At 62.1% G+C, this 16,403-nt stretch carries 17 protein-coding genes and 1 tRNA gene; 7 read left to right on the top strand and 11 right to left on the bottom strand.

Features of this window, described 5'->3' with window-relative positions; genetic code table 11:
* Complete coding sequence (guaB, locus tag AC1DJO_RS08810) at positions 1-1,485, bottom strand: IMP dehydrogenase (RefSeq protein WP_112513905.1); 1,485 nt, start codon at positions 1,483-1,485, stop codon at positions 1-3.
* Between the two features lie 297 nt (positions 1,486-1,782).
* Here guaB and AC1DJO_RS08815 point away from each other — a divergent pair, with 297 nt between their 5' ends.
* Positions 1,783-2,382, top strand: coding sequence for a class I SAM-dependent methyltransferase (locus AC1DJO_RS08815; protein ID WP_477970321.1), 600 nt, complete (start codon positions 1,783-1,785; stop codon positions 2,380-2,382).
* A 43-nt stretch (positions 2,383-2,425) separates the two neighbouring features.
* Here AC1DJO_RS08815 and AC1DJO_RS08820 read toward each other — a convergent pair whose 3' ends face one another.
* The gene (locus AC1DJO_RS08820; RefSeq protein WP_477969960.1) at positions 2,426-3,415 is read right to left on the bottom strand and encodes an MBL fold metallo-hydrolase; all 990 of its coding nucleotides are present in this window, start codon (positions 3,413-3,415) and stop codon (positions 2,426-2,428) included.
* 235 nt (positions 3,416-3,650) lie between these two features.
* Here AC1DJO_RS08820 and AC1DJO_RS08825 point away from each other — a divergent pair, with 235 nt between their 5' ends.
* A complete protein-coding gene (locus AC1DJO_RS08825) occupies positions 3,651-5,075 on the top strand; it encodes a DHA2 family efflux MFS transporter permease subunit (protein ID WP_477969962.1) in 1,425 nt (474 codons plus the stop codon).
* A gap of 1 nt (position 5,076) precedes the next feature.
* Here the strand turns inward: AC1DJO_RS08825 and AC1DJO_RS08830 are convergent, their stop codons facing one another.
* The 3 genes from AC1DJO_RS08830 to AC1DJO_RS08840 are packed head-to-tail and all read right to left on the bottom strand — an operon-like array spanning position 5,077 to position 7,784.
* On the bottom strand, positions 5,077-5,460 hold the full coding sequence (locus tag AC1DJO_RS08830) for a VOC family protein (protein WP_477969964.1): 384 nt from the start codon (positions 5,458-5,460) through the stop codon (positions 5,077-5,079).
* 58 nt (positions 5,461-5,518) lie between these two features.
* Positions 5,519-6,238: an RlmE family RNA methyltransferase gene (locus tag AC1DJO_RS08835; protein ID WP_477969966.1), complete on the bottom strand. Its 720-nt coding sequence runs from the start codon at positions 6,236-6,238 to the stop codon at positions 5,519-5,521.
* Between the two features lie 7 nt (positions 6,239-6,245).
* The gene (locus AC1DJO_RS08840; RefSeq protein ID WP_477969968.1) at positions 6,246-7,784 is read right to left on the bottom strand and encodes a Ppx/GppA phosphatase family protein; all 1,539 of its coding nucleotides are present in this window, start codon (positions 7,782-7,784) and stop codon (positions 6,246-6,248) included.
* A 245-nt stretch (positions 7,785-8,029) separates the two neighbouring features.
* Between AC1DJO_RS08840 and AC1DJO_RS08845 the strand changes: the two genes are divergently transcribed.
* Both AC1DJO_RS08845 and AC1DJO_RS08850 read left to right on the top strand, forming a co-directional pair.
* Positions 8,030-8,103, top strand: a tRNA-Gln gene (locus AC1DJO_RS08845).
* A gap of 303 nt (positions 8,104-8,406) precedes the next feature.
* Entirely contained in the window at positions 8,407-9,033 is a 627-nt protein-coding gene (locus AC1DJO_RS08850) for a hypothetical protein (protein WP_477969970.1), read from the top strand.
* A 154-nt stretch (positions 9,034-9,187) separates the two neighbouring features.
* Here AC1DJO_RS08850 and AC1DJO_RS08855 read toward each other — a convergent pair whose 3' ends face one another.
* From AC1DJO_RS08855 to AC1DJO_RS08880, 6 genes are all read right to left on the bottom strand, one after another.
* On the bottom strand, positions 9,188-10,234 hold the full coding sequence (locus tag AC1DJO_RS08855) for a glycoside hydrolase family 25 protein (RefSeq protein ID WP_477969972.1): 1,047 nt from the start codon (positions 10,232-10,234) through the stop codon (positions 9,188-9,190).
* Between the two features lie 220 nt (positions 10,235-10,454).
* On the bottom strand, positions 10,455-10,616 hold the full coding sequence (locus tag AC1DJO_RS08860; RefSeq protein WP_112387679.1) for a DUF1328 domain-containing protein: 162 nt from the start codon (positions 10,614-10,616) through the stop codon (positions 10,455-10,457).
* A 94-nt stretch (positions 10,617-10,710) separates the two neighbouring features.
* Positions 10,711-11,250 carry a hypothetical protein gene (locus AC1DJO_RS08865; protein WP_477969974.1) on the bottom strand — a complete coding sequence of 180 codons (540 nt, stop codon included), beginning with the start codon at positions 11,248-11,250 and terminating at the stop codon, positions 10,711-10,713.
* Positions 11,251-11,305: 55 nt separating this feature from the next.
* Positions 11,306-12,106: an anti-sigma factor family protein gene (locus AC1DJO_RS08870; protein WP_477969976.1), complete on the bottom strand. Its 801-nt coding sequence runs from the start codon at positions 12,104-12,106 to the stop codon at positions 11,306-11,308.
* Complete coding sequence (locus AC1DJO_RS08875) at positions 12,103-12,708, bottom strand: RNA polymerase sigma factor (RefSeq protein ID WP_477969978.1); 606 nt, start codon at positions 12,706-12,708, stop codon at positions 12,103-12,105. Before AC1DJO_RS08875 ends, AC1DJO_RS08870 begins: the two co-directional genes overlap by 4 nt.
* Positions 12,709-12,750: 42 nt before the next feature.
* Entirely contained in the window at positions 12,751-13,287 is a 537-nt protein-coding gene (locus AC1DJO_RS08880; RefSeq protein WP_310292771.1) for a tetratricopeptide repeat protein, read from the bottom strand.
* A 167-nt stretch (positions 13,288-13,454) separates the two neighbouring features.
* Here AC1DJO_RS08880 and AC1DJO_RS08885 point away from each other — a divergent pair, with 167 nt between their 5' ends.
* The 3 genes from AC1DJO_RS08885 (at position 13,455) to AC1DJO_RS08895 (ending at position 16,331) form a co-directional block, all read left to right on the top strand.
* Positions 13,455-14,507, top strand: a complete 1,053-nt coding sequence (locus AC1DJO_RS08885) for a type III polyketide synthase (RefSeq protein WP_477969980.1) — start codon at positions 13,455-13,457, stop codon at positions 14,505-14,507.
* A complete protein-coding gene (locus AC1DJO_RS08890; RefSeq protein WP_477969982.1) occupies positions 14,507-14,995 on the top strand; it encodes an isoprenylcysteine carboxyl methyltransferase family protein in 489 nt (162 codons plus the stop codon). The genes AC1DJO_RS08885 and AC1DJO_RS08890 overlap by 1 nt, the downstream gene beginning before the upstream one ends.
* Positions 14,996-15,083: 88 nt before the next feature.
* A complete protein-coding gene (locus AC1DJO_RS08895) occupies positions 15,084-16,331 on the top strand; it encodes an NAD(P)/FAD-dependent oxidoreductase (RefSeq protein WP_477969984.1) in 1,248 nt (415 codons plus the stop codon).
* The last annotated feature ends 72 nt before the right edge of the window (positions 16,332-16,403 follow it).

The following is a 16,403-nucleotide window of genomic DNA, read 5'->3' on the forward strand; positions in this document are numbered from 1 at the left end:
TCAGACGCCGGAGCCCGGATAGTTCGGGCTTTCGCGGGTGATCGTCACATCATGCGGATGGCTTTCGCGCAGACCGGCGCCGGAAATGCGCACGAAGGTGGCGCGTTCCTGGAACTCCTTGAGGTCCTTGCCGCCGACATAACCCATGGCAGCCTTCAGGCCGCCTGCGAGCTGGTGCAGCACGCCCGATACCGGTCCCTTGTAGGGAACCTGGCCTTCAATACCCTCCGGCACGAGCTTGAGCGTGTCGCGGACTTCGGCCTGGAAGTAGCGGTCAGCAGAGCCGCGGGCCATGGCACCGACGGAGCCCATGCCGCGATAGGCTTTGAAGGAACGGCCCTGATAGAGGTAAACTTCGCCCGGGCTTTCGTCAGTACCTGCGAGCAGCGAGCCGATCATCACGGCCGATGCGCCCGAGGCGATCGCCTTAGCAACGTCGCCGGAGAACTTGATGCCGCCATCGGCGATCACAGGGACGTCCTGCGCCTGCGCTGCTTCGACAGCCGACATGATGGCCGCGAGCTGCGGGACGCCGACACCGGCGACGATGCGCGTCGTGCAGATCGAGCCCGGACCGATACCGACCTTGACTGCATCCGCACCGGCATCGATCAGCGCCTTGGTGCCATCAGAGGTGGCGACGTTGCCCGCCATGACGCGAACCGAGTTGGAGAGCTTCTTGACGCGCGCCACGGCATTGAGAACGCCCTGCGAATGACCATGGGCGGTATCGACGACCAGAAGGTCGACGCCGGCTTCGATCAGGCGCTCGGCACGCTCGAAACCGTCATCACCGACGCCGACGGCAGCGGCGGCGCGAAGACGGCCCTGCGCATCCTTCGAAGCGTTCGGGTTCAGCTGTGACTTCTCGATATCCTTGACGGTGATCAGACCAACGCAACGGCCCTCACCATCGACGACCAGCAGCTTTTCGATGCGGTGCGCGTGCAGAAGGCGCTTGGCTTCCTGCTGATCGACATTTTCCTTGACGGTGATGAGGCCTTCGCGGGTCATCAGCTCGTAGATCTTCTGCGAAGGATCGGAGGCGAAGCGAACGTCGCGGTTCGTGAGGATACCGACGAGGCGGCCGGACTTCTCAACGACCGGGATACCGGAGATCGAGTACATTTTCATCAGGCCCAGCGCATCAGCGAGCGTCGCATCGGGGCCGATGGTGACAGGGTTAACGACCATGCCGCTTTCGAACTTCTTGACCTGGCGAACCTGCTCGGCCTGCTCGACCGGCGTCAGGTTCTTGTGGATGACGCCGAGGCCGCCGGCCTGGGCCATGGCGATCGCCAGACGGCTTTCGGTGACGGTGTCCATGGCAGACGAAATGATCGGGATATTCAGTTCGAAGTCGGTTGCGATCCGTGTCGCGACGCTGGTCTGGCCCGGCAGAACTTCGGAATGACCGGGCTGCAGCAGCACGTCGTCAAACGTGAGTGCGTCCAAACCGGTCGGCGTTTCAATGATGCGAGCCATGGCCAATTTCCTTCAAATAAGAAAAATGCGACCCCACCCGGAACGAATCGTCCGCACCGGCGGTGTGCAAGGGTTGCTTTGGAAGTTGGCGAGGGCTGGTAACACGTCTATGACAGGTTGGGAATAGCAAAACGCGAATGCCTGCTGCGCGTCCAGGGAATAGGACGATGTGGCGCATTCCCAGGCCACGCAGCCTTGTTTCCGGCATGTCCGTTTCCCATGTGTCCACGGGCTGGACCGCATTGCCTTCAAGACGACACCATGCGCCAATTCCAACGGGCACTGGAGCTGCAAGCCGTGAACACCACCTGCACATCCTCCGACACGTTTCTATTTCTGCGCGCCTGGCTGCGAAATCCGCTGCGCGTCGCCTCCGCCATTCCTTCCGGCCACTCGCTGGCCCAGCTGATTACCCGGGAGATCGACCCGGCAGCCGGCCGCGTCATCGAACTCGGGCCGGGCACCGGCGTCTTCACGCGCGCACTAATCGGCCGCGGCGTTGCCGAGAGCGACCTGGTGCTGATCGAGAAAGGACGCGAATTCACCGGCATGCTGGCGGCACGTTTTCCGCAGGCGGCGATTGTCGAAAGCGATGCGGCGAAGATCGGACAGCTCGATATTGGCGGCCCGGCGGGCGCCGTCGTCAGCGGCCTGCCGCTGCTCTCCATGCCGCCGCGCCAGGTGATGGCGATCCTGGCCGGTGCCTTCAGGCATCTCGACAAGCAAGGGAAATTCTATCAGTTCACCTACGGCCCGCGCTGCCCGGTGCCACGCCCGATCCTCGACAGGCTGGGCCTGAAAGCGGTGTTCCTGGGACGGACGATCCAGAATTTCCCGCCGGCTGCCGTGTACCGTATCTCGAAGCGGACCACCCTGCCCTTCTGGCAGGGCGACTGAGCGTTGAAAAAACGGGAGCGGTGTGGGCCGCTCTCGCCTCATGTCAGATATCGAACTGATAGCTCTTGGGGACGAAGCGGTAGCCGGCGCCCTGCTTTTCGACGAAGCCGACCGCCGGGAACGGCATGTGATAGCCGAGGAAGGCGATCTTGTCGGTGGCGATCAGGTCGAACACCTTCTTGCGCGAAGCGGCGGCCTCGGCCTTGTTCATGTCGAAGCGCACTTCCCATTCCGGATGCAGCAGAGACAGGATGTAATGGTTTGCCGTATCGCCGGTGAAAACCAGCTGCTTGTTGTCGGACTGTGCATGGAAGACCATGTGGCCGGGCGTATGGCCTGGCGCCAGCATCGCGGTGATGCCGCTGACGACGGAATCGCCTTCCTTGATGAAGGTGGTCTTTTCGGCAAAGGGCACGACATTGGCGAGAACCGCCTTGTGGCCGCCTTCGGCCGGCGTCCCCTCGCGGGCCTTGTCGGTCCAGAAATCGTATTCCGCCTGACCGGCGACATAGCGAGCATTCTTGAAGGCCGGCGCGCCGTTTTCCATCATGCCGCCGATATGGTCGCCGTGCATGTGGGTCAGTGCCACGACGGTGACGTCATCGACGCTGTAGCCGGCAGCCTTCAGGCCATCCTGCAACTTGCCCATGCCACGCTCGCGGGCACCGGCGCCGAAGCCTGTATCGACGAGGATCACATCGGAACCGGTATCGATGATTGCGGGCGAATAGCTGTTCACGAACTTGTCGGCAGGCAGGAAGTTTTCGGTGAGCAGCGTCTTCACTGCTTCCGGATCCTGATTGGTGCCGAAGGTTTCGAACGGCTTCTCCAGCACGTTGCTGCCGTCGCGGACGGCGGTGATCTTGAAGGAACCGAGCTTGAATTGATTGATCTCTGGCAATGCTGTCGTCATCTTTGCTTTATCTCCGGTCTCGGCCGCCTGGGCCGGTATTCTCAAAATGGCGGGCGCCGCCAGCAGGCCAAGACCTGCGGCAAAAAGCGTGCGCCGCTTCATCCCCAATGAAACTGCCATATATCCATCCTCCGGCAACGTGCGATCTCTGTTCGCACTCATCCCCACGTGCTTGCCGGGCATTTCTGGCCGCGGCGGCGTAAGCATATGTCAATGTTGAAAGGAGAAGTTGTCGAACAAGCCGTCTCACGCAGACGTGAAGCGGATGTGTAGACTTCAGCGTTTCCGGGATTGGCAGAGACCGAGCCCGGGACTAAACAGCAGCCGCCCCCAAGACCATTCAAGGCTTTCGCCTATGAACCGCATCGTTCCGCTGATCCTTGCCGTCGCGCTCTTCATGGAGCAGATGGATTCTACCGTTATCGCCACCGCACTGCCGGCGATCGCCAATGACCTGCATGTCAACCCGATCACCCTGAAGCTGGCGCTGACCTCCTACATGGTGTCGCTCGCCGTCTTCATTCCGATCAGTGGCTGGATGGCCGACAGGTTCGGCGCCAAGAATATCTTCCGCCTGGCCATCTGCGTCTTCGTCGTCGGCTCGATCTTCTGCGCCAGTTCGTCCAATCTCGTCGAATTCGTCTTCGCCCGTTTCCTGCAGGGGATCGGCGGCTCGATGATGACCCCGGTCGGGCGCCTGGTTCTGGTTCGAACGACGCAGCGAAGCGACCTCGTCTCCGCCATGGCGCTGCTCACCATTCCGGCACTGGTGGGCCCGTTGGCGGGACCGCCGCTCGGCGGTTTCATCACCACCTATTTCAGCTGGCACTGGATCTTCCTGATCAACGTTCCTGTCGGCGTGATCGGCGTCTGGCTGGCGACGATCTTCCTGCCGCATGTGGAGGCGACGCGGCCGCCGAAACTCGATGTCATCGGGTTTGTCCTGACATCCGTTTCCGCGGCTGGCGTCGTCTTCGGCCTCTCGGTCGTCAGCCTGCCTGCGCTGCCGCCGGTCATCGGCATCACGGCGACAATCGTCGGTCTCATCTGCGGCTGGCTTTACGTCCGCCACGCCAGGAGCCACCCGGCGCCGATCCTGAACCTCGACCTCTTCAAGAACGCCACCTTCCGCGCCTCGACCACAGGCGGCACGCTGTTTCGCATCTGCGTCGGCGCCATGCCGTTCCTGACGCCGCTGATGCTGCAGCTCGGCTTCGGCCTGACGCCGTTTCAATCCGGCCTCATCACCTTCTCGGGTGCGATCGGGGCGATCACTACCAAGTTCATGGCGCGCCGCGTTTTCGCCGCCGCCGGTTTCCGCTCGACGCTGCTGACGGCCGCCTGCGTGACGACCGTCGTCACCGCTGCGACCGGCTTCTTCACACCGGAGACCCCGCATCTGGCGATCGTCGTCATTCTGCTGATCGGCGGCTTCTCGCGATCCTTTATCTTCACCGGCATCAATGCGCTGGCCTTTGCCGACATCAAGGATTCTGAGGCCAGCCAGGCGACGTCGATGAGTTCGGTGATGCAGCAGATCAGCCTGGCGCTCGGCGTTTCGGTTGCCGCCATGATCCTGGAAACCTGCATCTATTTCCGCGGCGAAGCGCTGCAGGTGGCCGATTTCCACGTCGCCTTCTACGTCATCGCGGCGCTGACGCTCATCGCGATGATCCCGTTCATCCGCATGGACAGGAATGCCGGGGCCGTGGTCTCAGGCCATCGCGGCAAGCCGATCACGCCTGCCGCCATCGAGGCCGAGCAGCAGGCGGTGAAATAGCCTATTCCGGCAACTCGCAGACAGCGCTGAGCTTGTTGCCGTCGGGATCGCGAATGTAAGCGGCGTAGAAACTCTCGTGGAATGGGCGAAGGCCCAGTTCGCCTTCGTCCTTGCCGCCAGCGGCGATCGCCGCCGCGTAGAAGGCATCGACATCGGCGCGGGTGGCAGCAGACAGTGCGGCCATCGTACCATTGCCATTCGACGCGCGGCGCCGGTTGAACGGCGTGACCACCCAAAGCCGGCAGCGGGTGTCGCCGTCGGCCGAATAGCCGATTTCTTCTTCCGAATAGCGCTGGCAGCGATAGCCGAGCGGCGGCATGATGGCATCATAGAAATGCCGTGCCCGCTCGATGTCGTTGGTTCCGAGGGTCAGATAGAGAAGCATGGGTCTGTGATATTCCAAGTCTTGGGACTGTCATAATCGCCCCAGTTCACAGGAAAGATCAAGCTTCCGTAGCGTCAACCTGCTTTTGGCGGCCCTTAAAGCCCTTGGCGAGCAGGAACATCTCGACTGATTCGGCGCGCGACGATGCCGGCTTGACGTGGACGACCTGCTTGAAATGCTGCTTCAGCATGGTCAGCAGCTCGCGCTCGGTGCCGCCCTGGAAGGTCTTGGTCAGGAAGTGACCGCCTTCACCCAGCACCTCGATGGCGAAATGCGCCGCGACCTCGCAGAGATGCATGGTGCGCAGATGGTCGGTGCGGTGATGGCCGGTGGTCGGCGCCGCCATGTCGGAGATGACGAGATCGGGCGTGCCGCCGACAGCTTCCAGCAGCGCTTCCGGTGCTGATGGATCCAGGAAGTCGAGCTGCAGAACCTTGACACCAGGAAGCTGCGTCATTTCCAGGAAGTCGATGGCCGCGACGCGGATATCCTCGTCGGTCGAGCCGGTGACCTTGGCGGCGATCTGCGACCAGCTGCCCGGCGCAGCGCCGAGATCGATGATGCGGCGGGCGCCCTTGAGGATGTTGTACTTCTCGTCGATTTCCAGCAGCTTGAAGGCCGCGCGGGCGCGATAGCCCTCGAGCTGCGCGCGCTGCACATAGGGATCGTTGATATGGCGCTGCAGCCACTGGCGCGACGACGCCTTCATCTTCTTGTTCTTGACGCGCTGGCCGAGCTTGCGGCCGGTGCGGTTGCCCGCGATGGGTGCCTTGGTCATTGTTCTCTTACCTTCCACGCTGGCCGCGGCGATTGCGGTGACGGCGCCAGACGCCATCATCCGCCATCATGTCGGTCAACAGGCCTTCCCTCAAGCCGCGATCGGCAACGCGCATGCGCGGGCTCGGCCAGCGGCGGCGGATGGCTTCCAAAATGGCGCAACCGGCCAGAACCAGATCGGCACGGTCGGGGCCGATGCACGGGTTGGCGGCGCGGCTTGCAAAATCCCACGACAGGAGCTTCGCCTGCATGGCCGAAACCTCATCGTCCGACAGCCAGATACCATCCACCTTGCGGCGGTCATATCGTGGCAGATCGAGATGCACGCCGGCAAGCGTCGTCACCGTGCCCGATGTGCCGATCAGATGGAAATCGGTCGACTGGGCAACCTCGATATCGGGGCAATCGAAACCGGAGAGCATGCCCGCGACTTCGCTGACCATGCCTTCGAAAACATCGGGCGTCACATCCCGGCCGCCGTGGCGCTCGGACAGCGTGACGACGCCGACCGGCAGCGAGGTCCAGTGGGTGATGTGATTCGCCAGGCGGCTGAAGCGATTTTCGCCGATGCGGATGACCGCGATCTCGGACGAACCGCCGCCGATATCGAACAGAACGACGGAGCGGGTTTCACGCCCGACAAGCGACGAGCATCCGGAGACCGCAAGCCGGGCTTCGGTTTCGCGGTCGATGATTTCGAGATCCAGACCGGTTTCGGCAACGACGCGCTCGAGGAACGCTTCGCCGTTCGATGCCTGGCGGCAGGCTTCGGTGGCGATCAGCCGCATACGGCGGATTTCGCGGTTTTTCAATTTGCCGGCGCAGACGCGAAGCGCATCGACGGCGCGATCCATCGCCTCGTCGGAGAGACGGCCGCTGGCCGCCAGCCCCTCGCCGAGGCGGACGATACGCGAGAAGGCATCGACGACGCGGAACTGGCCGGGGCGTGTCGGCTGGGCAATCAGCAGGCGGCAATTGTTGGTACCGAGGTCGAGCGCTGCATAGAGCTCGTCCGGCCAGGGATGTTCGAAGCCGTGATGCTCGCGTTCGCCGGCGCGATGCGGGCGTGGCTGGTCGCCGCTTCGCGCATCGGCATGACTGTTCGCCCGGGCGGACGGCTGATTTGCAGCAGACGATGGCTGAGAAGCGGTCTTCTCCGGCGTCAGCGGACGGCCCTGCAGGCCGCGCTTGCCGCGATGCTTGCGCCGGTTGCGGCGCGAGGCATGCTCCGAATCGCCAGATGGATTCGCCGCACCATCGGCAACCTTCTGATGCTGAACGGCGGCCTGCGGCGCCGCGCCGGTTTGCGGCGCAGCACTGCCACGGCGGCGACGCTTGCGCTTGCGGGACGGATTCCCTGCGGTGTTTTCCGTTGGGCGCGCAGCGTCTCCAGAGGGTCCGGAGGCGGTCTGCGAAGCGGTCTGGGGCGCGTTGCGGTTCTGGCCGCCACGTTTTCCCTTGCGGCGCCTGGACTTTTTGCCGTCCTTGCGCTGTGCCGCTGGCGCCCCGTCAAATTGCGGCTTGGCGCCGCCTTCGGGGTCTTCCACGTTGTTTTTCCACGCGCCGCGCAAGGCCTGAACGGTATGCTGCTGGCGCTCATTAGATTTTTGCGTTGCCGCAAGAATACCAGCGCATGCCAAAATCACCAAATTCTTTTTGAAATCAGTTTTAGAAGCCCCTGAAACGCATCATCCACATGCCCTGAAATTTTTTCAAAACAGCTATTTGCATTCCGCCGCGATTTGGTTATAAGCCCCGCACGACAGCGAAGCGGCCGACGCGCCGCTCCTGCTGGGGAATAGTTCAATGGTAGAACGACGGACTCTGACTCCGTTAATCTTGGTTCGAGTCCAGGTTCCCCAGCCAAATTTTTCTCTTCATTAAGATCATAACTCGGCCATATAGCGGAGTCGGACATTTTCAGTCCGCGCACGCGTATCGATGGGACGCGCTATAGTTGTATCGGGCCAAGCTACCGCGGAGGAAAGTTTCTGCCTAGGCTTGCCGCCTGAAAATCGATGGAACGAGCTGCAGCCTGTTCGACAAGACGCTCAAAGATGCCCAAACTACGCGAATCAACGCCCTCGCGCTCAGACGTCAAGGTGATCACGTCTCCGATCATCTAGCTCGTAGCAAGGAGGATGACAGGCGCATGATTGGAAGCTACCGATGGGTGCCAGCAAACGCAGAAAAGAGCTATTCCTTTTAAAGCATCCGTTGTGCTTTTTCTGCGGGTCAGCATCTGAGACGGAAGACCATGTACCCTCTCGCGAGTGCTTCATAAATCGAGTGTGGCCAGAGGGTTATGTCTTCCCGGCCTGCAAAGCTTGTAACAATAAAGCTGGCCCGCTTGAGCAAGTTGCTGCGCTCTACATGAAACTTGGCGATCACTCGGGCACTACACCTAGCGACCAGTTTTTGAAGCTCCTGTCGGGTGTTCGAAACAATAACCCGGAGTATCTGCCGAGACTCGACGTTACGGCAAACGCCAAGAAGCGCGCGCTGCCACTCTATAATTTCTCGCACCCCCCAGACGAGCCCGCCGCGTCAGCGCCGATCGCCGAGATGCCGAATGAAAATCGGAAAGCTTTTGAAGCTTTCGAACGTCGGCTGACCTGCGCACTCTACTACAAGCATATGAAAGAGGTCATGCCAACGACACACATGATCAGAACTTTCCGAACCCAGGTTATCGCCCGCAATTCTGAGACGCTTATCAGGACAATTGCGCCGATGTTTCCGAACACGATCAGGACGACCCGACAGAACACCAATCTAGGCGATCAATTCACATAGGTTTGGTATGGCTCAGAGGACAAACAGATGTTCGCCTTCATCGCTCAATTCTCGCAGTCCTACGTTTTTCTCGGTGTGGCCTGCCGAAGCGAAGATCTTGAGGGCGGTAAAGATTATCGCTTGCATTCGGACGACCTTTAACAAGGCGGCCTCCTCACCCCTCTCGCGGCGCCGCGAACTCATGCCATTCCGCTTCGGACCCATGGAACACATTCAAATCGATCTTCCCCTGAACGCCCTGCGATAGCCCCGAGCCCGAATATTGCCAGAGCATCCAGCGGCGGCCGGGATAGACTTGGGCCGGGTGGGCGGCGACGGAGCGGAGCCAGAAGGGGTGGCTTGGGAACTGGCCGCGGAGGTTGTCGCGGTAGAAATCGGGCGCCGTGTAGATAATTGGGCGCTTGCCGTAGTAGCGCTCCAGCTTGTCCATGAAGACCTGCATCTTTTCGACGACGCGCTCCGGGGACGGGCGGCGCTTGCAGCTGGATTCACCGTTCCACTCGACGTCGATGACAGGCGGCAGGGCGTCGGGATCGCGCGGCACGTTGCGCATGAACCAATCGGCCTGTTCACCGGCGGTGCGGCACCAGTAGAAGAAGTGATAGGCGCCGCGCTTCATGCCGGCGGCCTTGGCGCGCTGCCAGTTGGTGCGGAACATCGGGTCGAGATGGTCGCCGCCGTCGGTGGCCTTGATATAGGCGAAGTTGGCGCCCTGGGTTCTGAGCGTCGCCCAGTCGATATTGCCCTGCCAGCGCGAGACATCGACGCCGTGGACGGCGAGCTTGCGCGGCGAGGCGCGGCCGAAATTGATCGGCTTGGCATCACGGAACTGGTGGGCATAAATGCGCGAGCGGGTGCGCGGGGCGAATGCGGGTTCGGCCATCGGCTCGGGTGCCGCCATCAGCGCTTCCGGGCGCTCGGCCGGAACCGGCGCGCCGACCACGCGATTGACCGGCTCGAAGGCCTGCGGCTGCGGCACCTGGCCTGCCCAGGCCAGCTCTTCCTGATGCGGCATGGGGGCTGACGGCGCGGCCTGCGCATAGACGGGCGCGGCCGGAACGGGCGCTGGCGGCGGGGAAACCGAGCTCGTCGTTTCCTTCGACACCACACCGGAAACCAGACCCTCGTGGGTCGTGCTCGATGCGCAGCCCGACACAGTCAGGCAGGCAAGAAAGATCGCAGGAACAGCCGAAAAACGCATGGAACCCGTACACAACACAGAAAACGACATTGGCTTCATCAGGCCCGAACGGGGCCGGATGAATGGCTAACGGCAGTTTACCGGGAAATGTTGAATCCAATCTTTACGCCGGAATTTTCCGGGCGGGCGTGTCATTTTCGCACGCAAGCGCTTGTTAAAGATACAGAAAACCCGGCGTTTCACCGCCGGGCCGGGATGCGATCCTGTTCGTTCGCTGCCGTCAGCGACGCATCAAGCGCATGACGAGCGAGACGACGAAGAGAACCAGGAATATGAAGAAAAGAACCTGCGCGATGGACGCCGAAGCGCCTGCAATGCCGCCGAAGCCGAGCACGCCGGCAATCAGTGCCACGACGAGGAATACCAGAGCGTAATACAGCATGGCGATCTCCTATGCGTTGGACTGACATAATAACGGCCGCCCAAGGACTTAGTTCCATGGGCGGCCGCTTCAGAATGAGATTTCGCGTGAGCTGTCAGCCGAAATTAAAGAGCGCGCGTTCGGCGCGGTCGCCCTGATCGGGCGCCGGCGGCTCGGCGGCATCCAGATAGAACTTGACCGGCGCCGTCATCACAAACCAGACGCAGGCGCCGGCCATGAAGGCGTGGCCGACGGGATCGTCGCTGCCGGCGAGAAACGGCAGGCCGCCCGATACCGAAAGCACCGTCATGCGCAGCGACCATTCGGCTTCGCGCTTGGAAACGGCGCGGGCGCGGGCCGACTTGTATTGGCGGGCGTCATAGGGGTTGGATTTCTTCAGCCGCAGAAGCTTGCGCAGCGATGGCAGAGCGAGCGCCAGGAGAGCGGCGAGGCTAAGCGCCAGCGGCATGTCCGCAAGCCCATACCAGCAGCCTGCCGTCAGAAGCGAGATGACGATGAGATTCCAGACCGGCTCCAGCCGTTCCGGCGCCTGGCCGGTGCGGATATGCCATGCCCTGAGGATGGTCGCCGCGCCGTCCAGCAACGGCTCGTCGATATAACGATTGATCCAGTTCACGCTGATGCGCCCCTTCATTAGGAGAGGCTCAGGCAAAACCACGCAAAATCGGCATGAAGATGGCGAGACAGCTTCAGGCCGTCAGTTTTGGCCTCACCGCATCGGCAATTTCGCGCATCCGATCGACCGGCGCGTGGCCGATCAGCATAAAGGCATGGGTCGCCGTCGACCAATAGATGACGTTCATGCCCTTGCGCCCCTCGATATCGGGCTGCTTCGCCCCCTTGTCGGAGCGGATGATGCAGAGCGCCATCGGCCCGCTCTCGGGATCGAGATAGGCGATCTGCGCCAGGGGATGATCGTCATATTCGAGCAGCTGGGCGCGCTTGAAATCGACGCCCGGCAGGGCCACCGTTTCAGGCGAGAGGTTCAGCCCAAGCTTGCCATCGACGCGGGCAAGCTGTGCAGTCTGGACGTCGGCTGGCGGCACCGGACCGGCCAGCGTATCCGGCGTATAAAGCGCGATATATTCGGCAACGACACTGCGCCACTCGCTGCCCTCGTCCCTGCCAATACTGCGGCCAATACCGAGATAGGCACGGTCGGCGATGATGCCGACAGCAAGCGATGCGGCGAGCGCGCCGAAGAGCCCGCGGCGGGTGATGGTGGAGCGCTCCGCGCTCGCAGCCGCAGCGGCGGGAGCCGGGATCGCGGCAAGCATCGCCTCGAGCCTCTGCTTCGGCGCCTCGTCGAGCAGCGGCGCGAAAGCTTCGCTGAACGGCATGCTGCCATTGGCCAGAAACTCGATACGGGCAGCCACTTCCTCGTCTTCATTGGCCAGGGCTTCGATGCGCGCCATCTCCGGCTGCGGCAGTTCGCCGTCAAGAAAGGCGGTCAGCTCTTCGTCGGAAGGCATGCGGATATTGCTGGTCATGGACGCCCTCCTTCGGCTGTTTCGGCGGAGAGCCTGGCGCGGGCAGCGGCAAGGCGGCTCATCACGGTTCCGATCGGTATGTTCAAGATTTCTGCGACCTCACGATAGGCGAGCCCTTCGACATAGGCCAGGAAGACGGCGCTGCGCTGGGCCTCCGGCAAGGCATCGACCTTGCGCAGCAACTGGGCGGCGGCGACATGCGTTTCGGTCGCCTCTGCCCCATCGAAAACCAGGGTTTCCTCGGCATCGGCAAAGCCTTGGCCCTGCCGCACCTTGCTGGCCCTGATCTCGTTCAGCCAGATGGAATGGAGAATGGAAAACAGCCAGCGGTCCAGCCGGGTGCCCGGCTCGAACTGACTGGCGCGTTCCAGCGCCCGCACGCAGGTCTGCTGCACCAAATCCTCTGCGACATCCCGCTTGCGCGACAGCACGAGACCGTAACGCCAGAGCCGGGAGAGGTGCTCCGTCAGGCCCGTCCTGATATCCGCTTCGCTCGCGATGGCCGCCTCCGCGCCTGCTGTTTTCGGCGGCGCCGCCGGGATGACCGGCGACTCCGATTTTTCGCGACTATAGGCAAGAAACGGGGCGTGTGCGACCGCCATCAGAGCAATCCTTTGCAGCCGGCTTCGCCCATTTGCCGATCCTCAGATTTTCGAGGGGTCAATGATCGCGGCGTTCAGATCCTGGTATTCTTCGCAATCCGTGCCGCAGATCGTCTTGATCGTTGCCAGCTGGTCCTTGGCCATGTCGAGCTGGCCCTTGATGACATAGGCTTCGCCGAGATATTCGCGGACCTTGGCATATTGCGGATCGAGCTTCACCGACTGCAGGTAATAAGAAATGCCCTCGTCGGTGCGGCCGAGCTTGCGGGTGGCATAGCCGCGGTAGTTCAGGACTTCGGCGTTGTTCTGATCCTTGACAGTGTCGAGCATCGCGAGCGCCTCATCGAAGCGGCCGCTTTTTGCCAGCGAATAGGCATAGTCGGTGCGGTTTTCATCGGTGATGTTGGCGCTGCTCTGCTTCACGCACTTCTTGGCCTTCTTATCGTAGACCTCGCCCTTCTTGCAGACCGGCATGGTCTCGCTGTCGTCGCCTGCGGCGAAGACCGGGACGGAAAGTGCTGCCGCGGCGATAAAGCCGCCGAGGACGAGAGAAGCGATACGGACAGTTGTGGTCGTCATGGGAACATCTCCAGGAAAATGACGTTGCACACCGAGAACACCGGTCATCGGGATTTTATTCGGCGGGGTCATTCATTTTTTCGCATCACCTTTTCGTGACGGCGGGAGCCTGAATAAAGCGGCTCTAAGTAGTGTTCTCCAGCGCCGGGTGCATAAAGGAGAACTCCGTGAACGAACGGGTGACATTGCTTAGCGTTGCGACTGCCGTGCCTGAAGCCATCATCACGCAAAGCGAGGCGGCGGCGACGTCGGCGCGCCTTTTTGCGCACCGGTTCAAGGATTTCAGGCATCTCGCCGGGGTTTTCGAGAATGCCGGGATCAATAAGCGCCATGCGGCCCGGCCGCTTTCCTGGTTCGAGGACAATCACGGCTGGCCGGACAGGATGGCCGCGTATGCGGAGGTTGCCGGTCAGCTCTTTGCTGAAGCGGCAGCGAAGGCTCTCGCCGGCGCTGGGCTGGAGGCAGGCGACATTGATTGCGTCGTCACCGTCTCCTCGACGGGGATCGTCACCCCGAGCCTCGATGCGCGGCTGGCACGGCAGCTCGGATTTCGCGCCGATATCGAACGTGTTCCGGTCTTCGGTCTTGGCTGTGCGGCCGGCGTTTCCGGGCTTGGCATCGCGGCGCGGCTGGCGGCGGTGCGGCCCGGCAAGACAGTGCTCTTCGTCGCCATCGAACTCTGCACGCTGGCCTTCCGGCTGGACGAGCTGACACGGCCGAACATTATCGCCACCGCGCTTTTTGCCGATGGCGCTGCGGCCTGCGTGCTCCGGAGCGGAGACGGCGGCATCGCCGACATCGAATCGTCAGGCGAGCACCTATTTCCCGATACGCTCGACATCATGGGCTGGAAGATCGACGATACCGGCTTCGGCATCATCCTTGCGCAATCGCTGCCGCCATTCGCCGAGCGCGAACTGGGGCCTGCGATCGACGGCATTCTCGCCCGCAACGGGCTGACACGCGCGGACATCGGCCGGTTCATCTGCCACCCGGGCGGCACGAAGGTTCTGGGTGCTATGGAAGCGACGCTTGGGCTCAAACAGGGTTCGCTCGACCATGAGCGCGCCGTGCTTTCGGAATACGGCAACATGTCCTCGCCAACGGTACTTTTCGTGCTGGAGCGCGCGATTGCCGACGGTCTGCCGGAGCGCGCGGCGATGATCGCCATGGGGCCGGGCTTTTCGGCAAGCTGCGTGACGTTGCGGAGGATCGGCTGATGGACGCTTCTTTGCTGCTTCTTGCTTTCGTCACCCTGCAGCGGCTGGCAGAGCTGGTGATTGCGAAGCGGAACACGCTTGCCCTGTTTGCCCGCGGCGCACGGGAGGCCGGGGCGGATCATTATGCCTACATGGTCGCCCTGCATGCGGCATGGCTTGGCGGCCTTTGGCTGCTTGCGCCCGGCAAGCCGGTTCAAGCGGGTTGGCTTGCACTCTTCCTGGTGCTGCAGGCCTTGCGGATCTGGGTGCTCTTCACGCTGAGGGGACGCTGGACGACGCGGATCATCATTCTGCCCGGCGAGACGCTGGTCAGAGCCGGTCCCTACAAGCTCCTCAACCATCCGAACTATGTGATCGTCGCGGGCGAGATTGCCACCCTGCCGCTTGCCTTCGGCATGCCCGCCTACGCGATCCTGTTCTCGGTTTTGAACGCCATGATGCTTGCCGTTCGCATCCGCGTTGAAAATGCCGCATTGAGAGGGCAATGAAATTGAAATGAAACGCGATTTTTCATTTGCACCATCGCCAGCCTAAGGGCATTTTCGGGCTTGGGAACTCATTGGGTTGCAAGGAAAAATGACAAAGACTGCAATCGTGCTTGGTGCCGGCATCATCGGCGTTTCGACAGCCATCCACCTGCAACGCCGCGGCTGGCAGGCGGTGCTGGTTGATCGCAAGGCACCGGGTAACGAAACGTCGTTCGGCAATGCCGGCCTCATCCAGCGCGAGGGCGTCGTTCCCTACGGTTTCCCGCAGCAGGTCGGGCTGTTGCTGCGCTACGCGCTGAACAACCGCATCGATGCGCATTATCACCTGAAGACGCTGCCGAAGCAGGTGGCGTTCCTCGCCCGCTACTGGTGGAATTCCAATGCCCGCCGGCACGACGCCATCACCCGCGCCTATGCGCCGCTGATCGAAAATTCGGTGCTTGAACACAAGGACCTGATCGAGGCGTCGCATGCCGAAGCGCTGATCCGCAAGGATGGCTGGATGCGGGTGTTTCGCACCGCCGAGAAATACGACCAGGCGATTGCTGAAGCCGCACTCTGGGAGAGGGAATTCGGCGTCGAATACGACAAGCTGAGTTCAGCCGACGTGGCGCGCATCGAGCCGGGTCTGATCCAGAATTTCACCGGCGGTCTGCGCTGGCGGGATCCGTGGTCGGTTCTCGATCCGCATGCACTGACGGCGGCTTACTGCGCCTATTTCGAGAGCATCGGCGGCCGCTTCGTCAGCGGCGATGCGGCATCTCTCGGCCAGACAGGTTCCGGCTGGCGGATTTCCACGGCAGAAGGTCCGCTCGATGCCGATGATGCGGTTCTGGCGCTCGGCCCTTGGGCCGAAGTGGCAACCAAGCGGCTTGGCTATTCCTTCCCGCTCGGCGTCAAGCGCGGCTATCACATGCATTACGCTGCTCAGGGCAATGCCGTTCTCAACAACTGGACGCTGGATGCCGAGCGCGGCTATTTCCTGGCGCCGATGAACAAGGGCATCCGCCTGACGACGGGTGCGGAATTTGCGACGCTCGACGCCCCTAAAACGCCGGTGCAGCTTGACCGCGCCGAGAGGGTAGCGCGCACGATCTTCCCGCTCGGCGAGCGGCTGGACCCCGAACCCTGGATGGGCGCGCGCCCCTGCACACCTGACATGATGCCCATCATCGGCAAGGCGCCACGGCATAGTGGATTGTGGTTTGCCTTCGGCCATGCGCATCACGGGCTGACACTCGGACCGGTCACCGGCAGAGTGCTGGCGGAGCTGATGACCGGCGAAAAGCCGTTTATCGATATCTCAGCCTACTCGCCGCAGCGTTTCAATCCTTAAGCACTTGCGCAGACTGGCCTTTTTCCGCCAGATGAATCCGCATCAGGGGCTTTTCAGGAAACAGGATTCCTC

This window comes from Rhizobium sp. 05N430, assembly GCF_056396985.1.

Bases quoted from the DNA above. Each gene is read 5' to 3' on its own strand.
- guaB (WP_112513905.1), bottom strand. From the start codon at position 1,485: ATGGCTCGCATCATTGAAACGCCGACCGGTTTGGACGCACTCACGTTT.
- AC1DJO_RS08820 (WP_477969960.1), bottom strand. From the start codon at position 3,415: ATGGCAGTTTCATTGGGGATGAAGCGGCGCACGCTTTTTGCCGCAGGT.
- AC1DJO_RS08825 (WP_477969962.1), top strand. From the start codon at position 3,651: ATGAACCGCATCGTTCCGCTGATCCTTGCCGTCGCGCTCTTCATGGAG.
- AC1DJO_RS08830 (WP_477969964.1), bottom strand. From the start codon at position 5,460: ATGCTTCTCTATCTGACCCTCGGAACCAACGACATCGAGCGGGCACGG.
- AC1DJO_RS08835 (WP_477969966.1), bottom strand. From the start codon at position 6,238: ATGACCAAGGCACCCATCGCGGGCAACCGCACCGGCCGCAAGCTCGGC.
- AC1DJO_RS08850 (WP_477969970.1), top strand. From the start codon at position 8,407: ATGGGTGCCAGCAAACGCAGAAAAGAGCTATTCCTTTTAAAGCATCCG.
- AC1DJO_RS08855 (WP_477969972.1), bottom strand. From the start codon at position 10,234: ATGCGTTTTTCGGCTGTTCCTGCGATCTTTCTTGCCTGCCTGACTGTG.
- AC1DJO_RS08860 (WP_112387679.1), bottom strand. From the start codon at position 10,616: ATGCTGTATTACGCTCTGGTATTCCTCGTCGTGGCACTGATTGCCGGC.
- AC1DJO_RS08865 (WP_477969974.1), bottom strand. From the start codon at position 11,250: ATGAAGGGGCGCATCAGCGTGAACTGGATCAATCGTTATATCGACGAG.
- AC1DJO_RS08870 (WP_477969976.1), bottom strand. From the start codon at position 12,106: ATGACCAGCAATATCCGCATGCCTTCCGACGAAGAGCTGACCGCCTTT.
- AC1DJO_RS08875 (WP_477969978.1), bottom strand. From the start codon at position 12,708: ATGGCGGTCGCACACGCCCCGTTTCTTGCCTATAGTCGCGAAAAATCG.
- AC1DJO_RS08880 (WP_310292771.1), bottom strand. From the start codon at position 13,287: ATGACGACCACAACTGTCCGTATCGCTTCTCTCGTCCTCGGCGGCTTT.
- AC1DJO_RS08890 (WP_477969982.1), top strand. From the start codon at position 14,507: ATGGACGCTTCTTTGCTGCTTCTTGCTTTCGTCACCCTGCAGCGGCTG.
- AC1DJO_RS08895 (WP_477969984.1), top strand. From the start codon at position 15,084: ATGACAAAGACTGCAATCGTGCTTGGTGCCGGCATCATCGGCGTTTCG.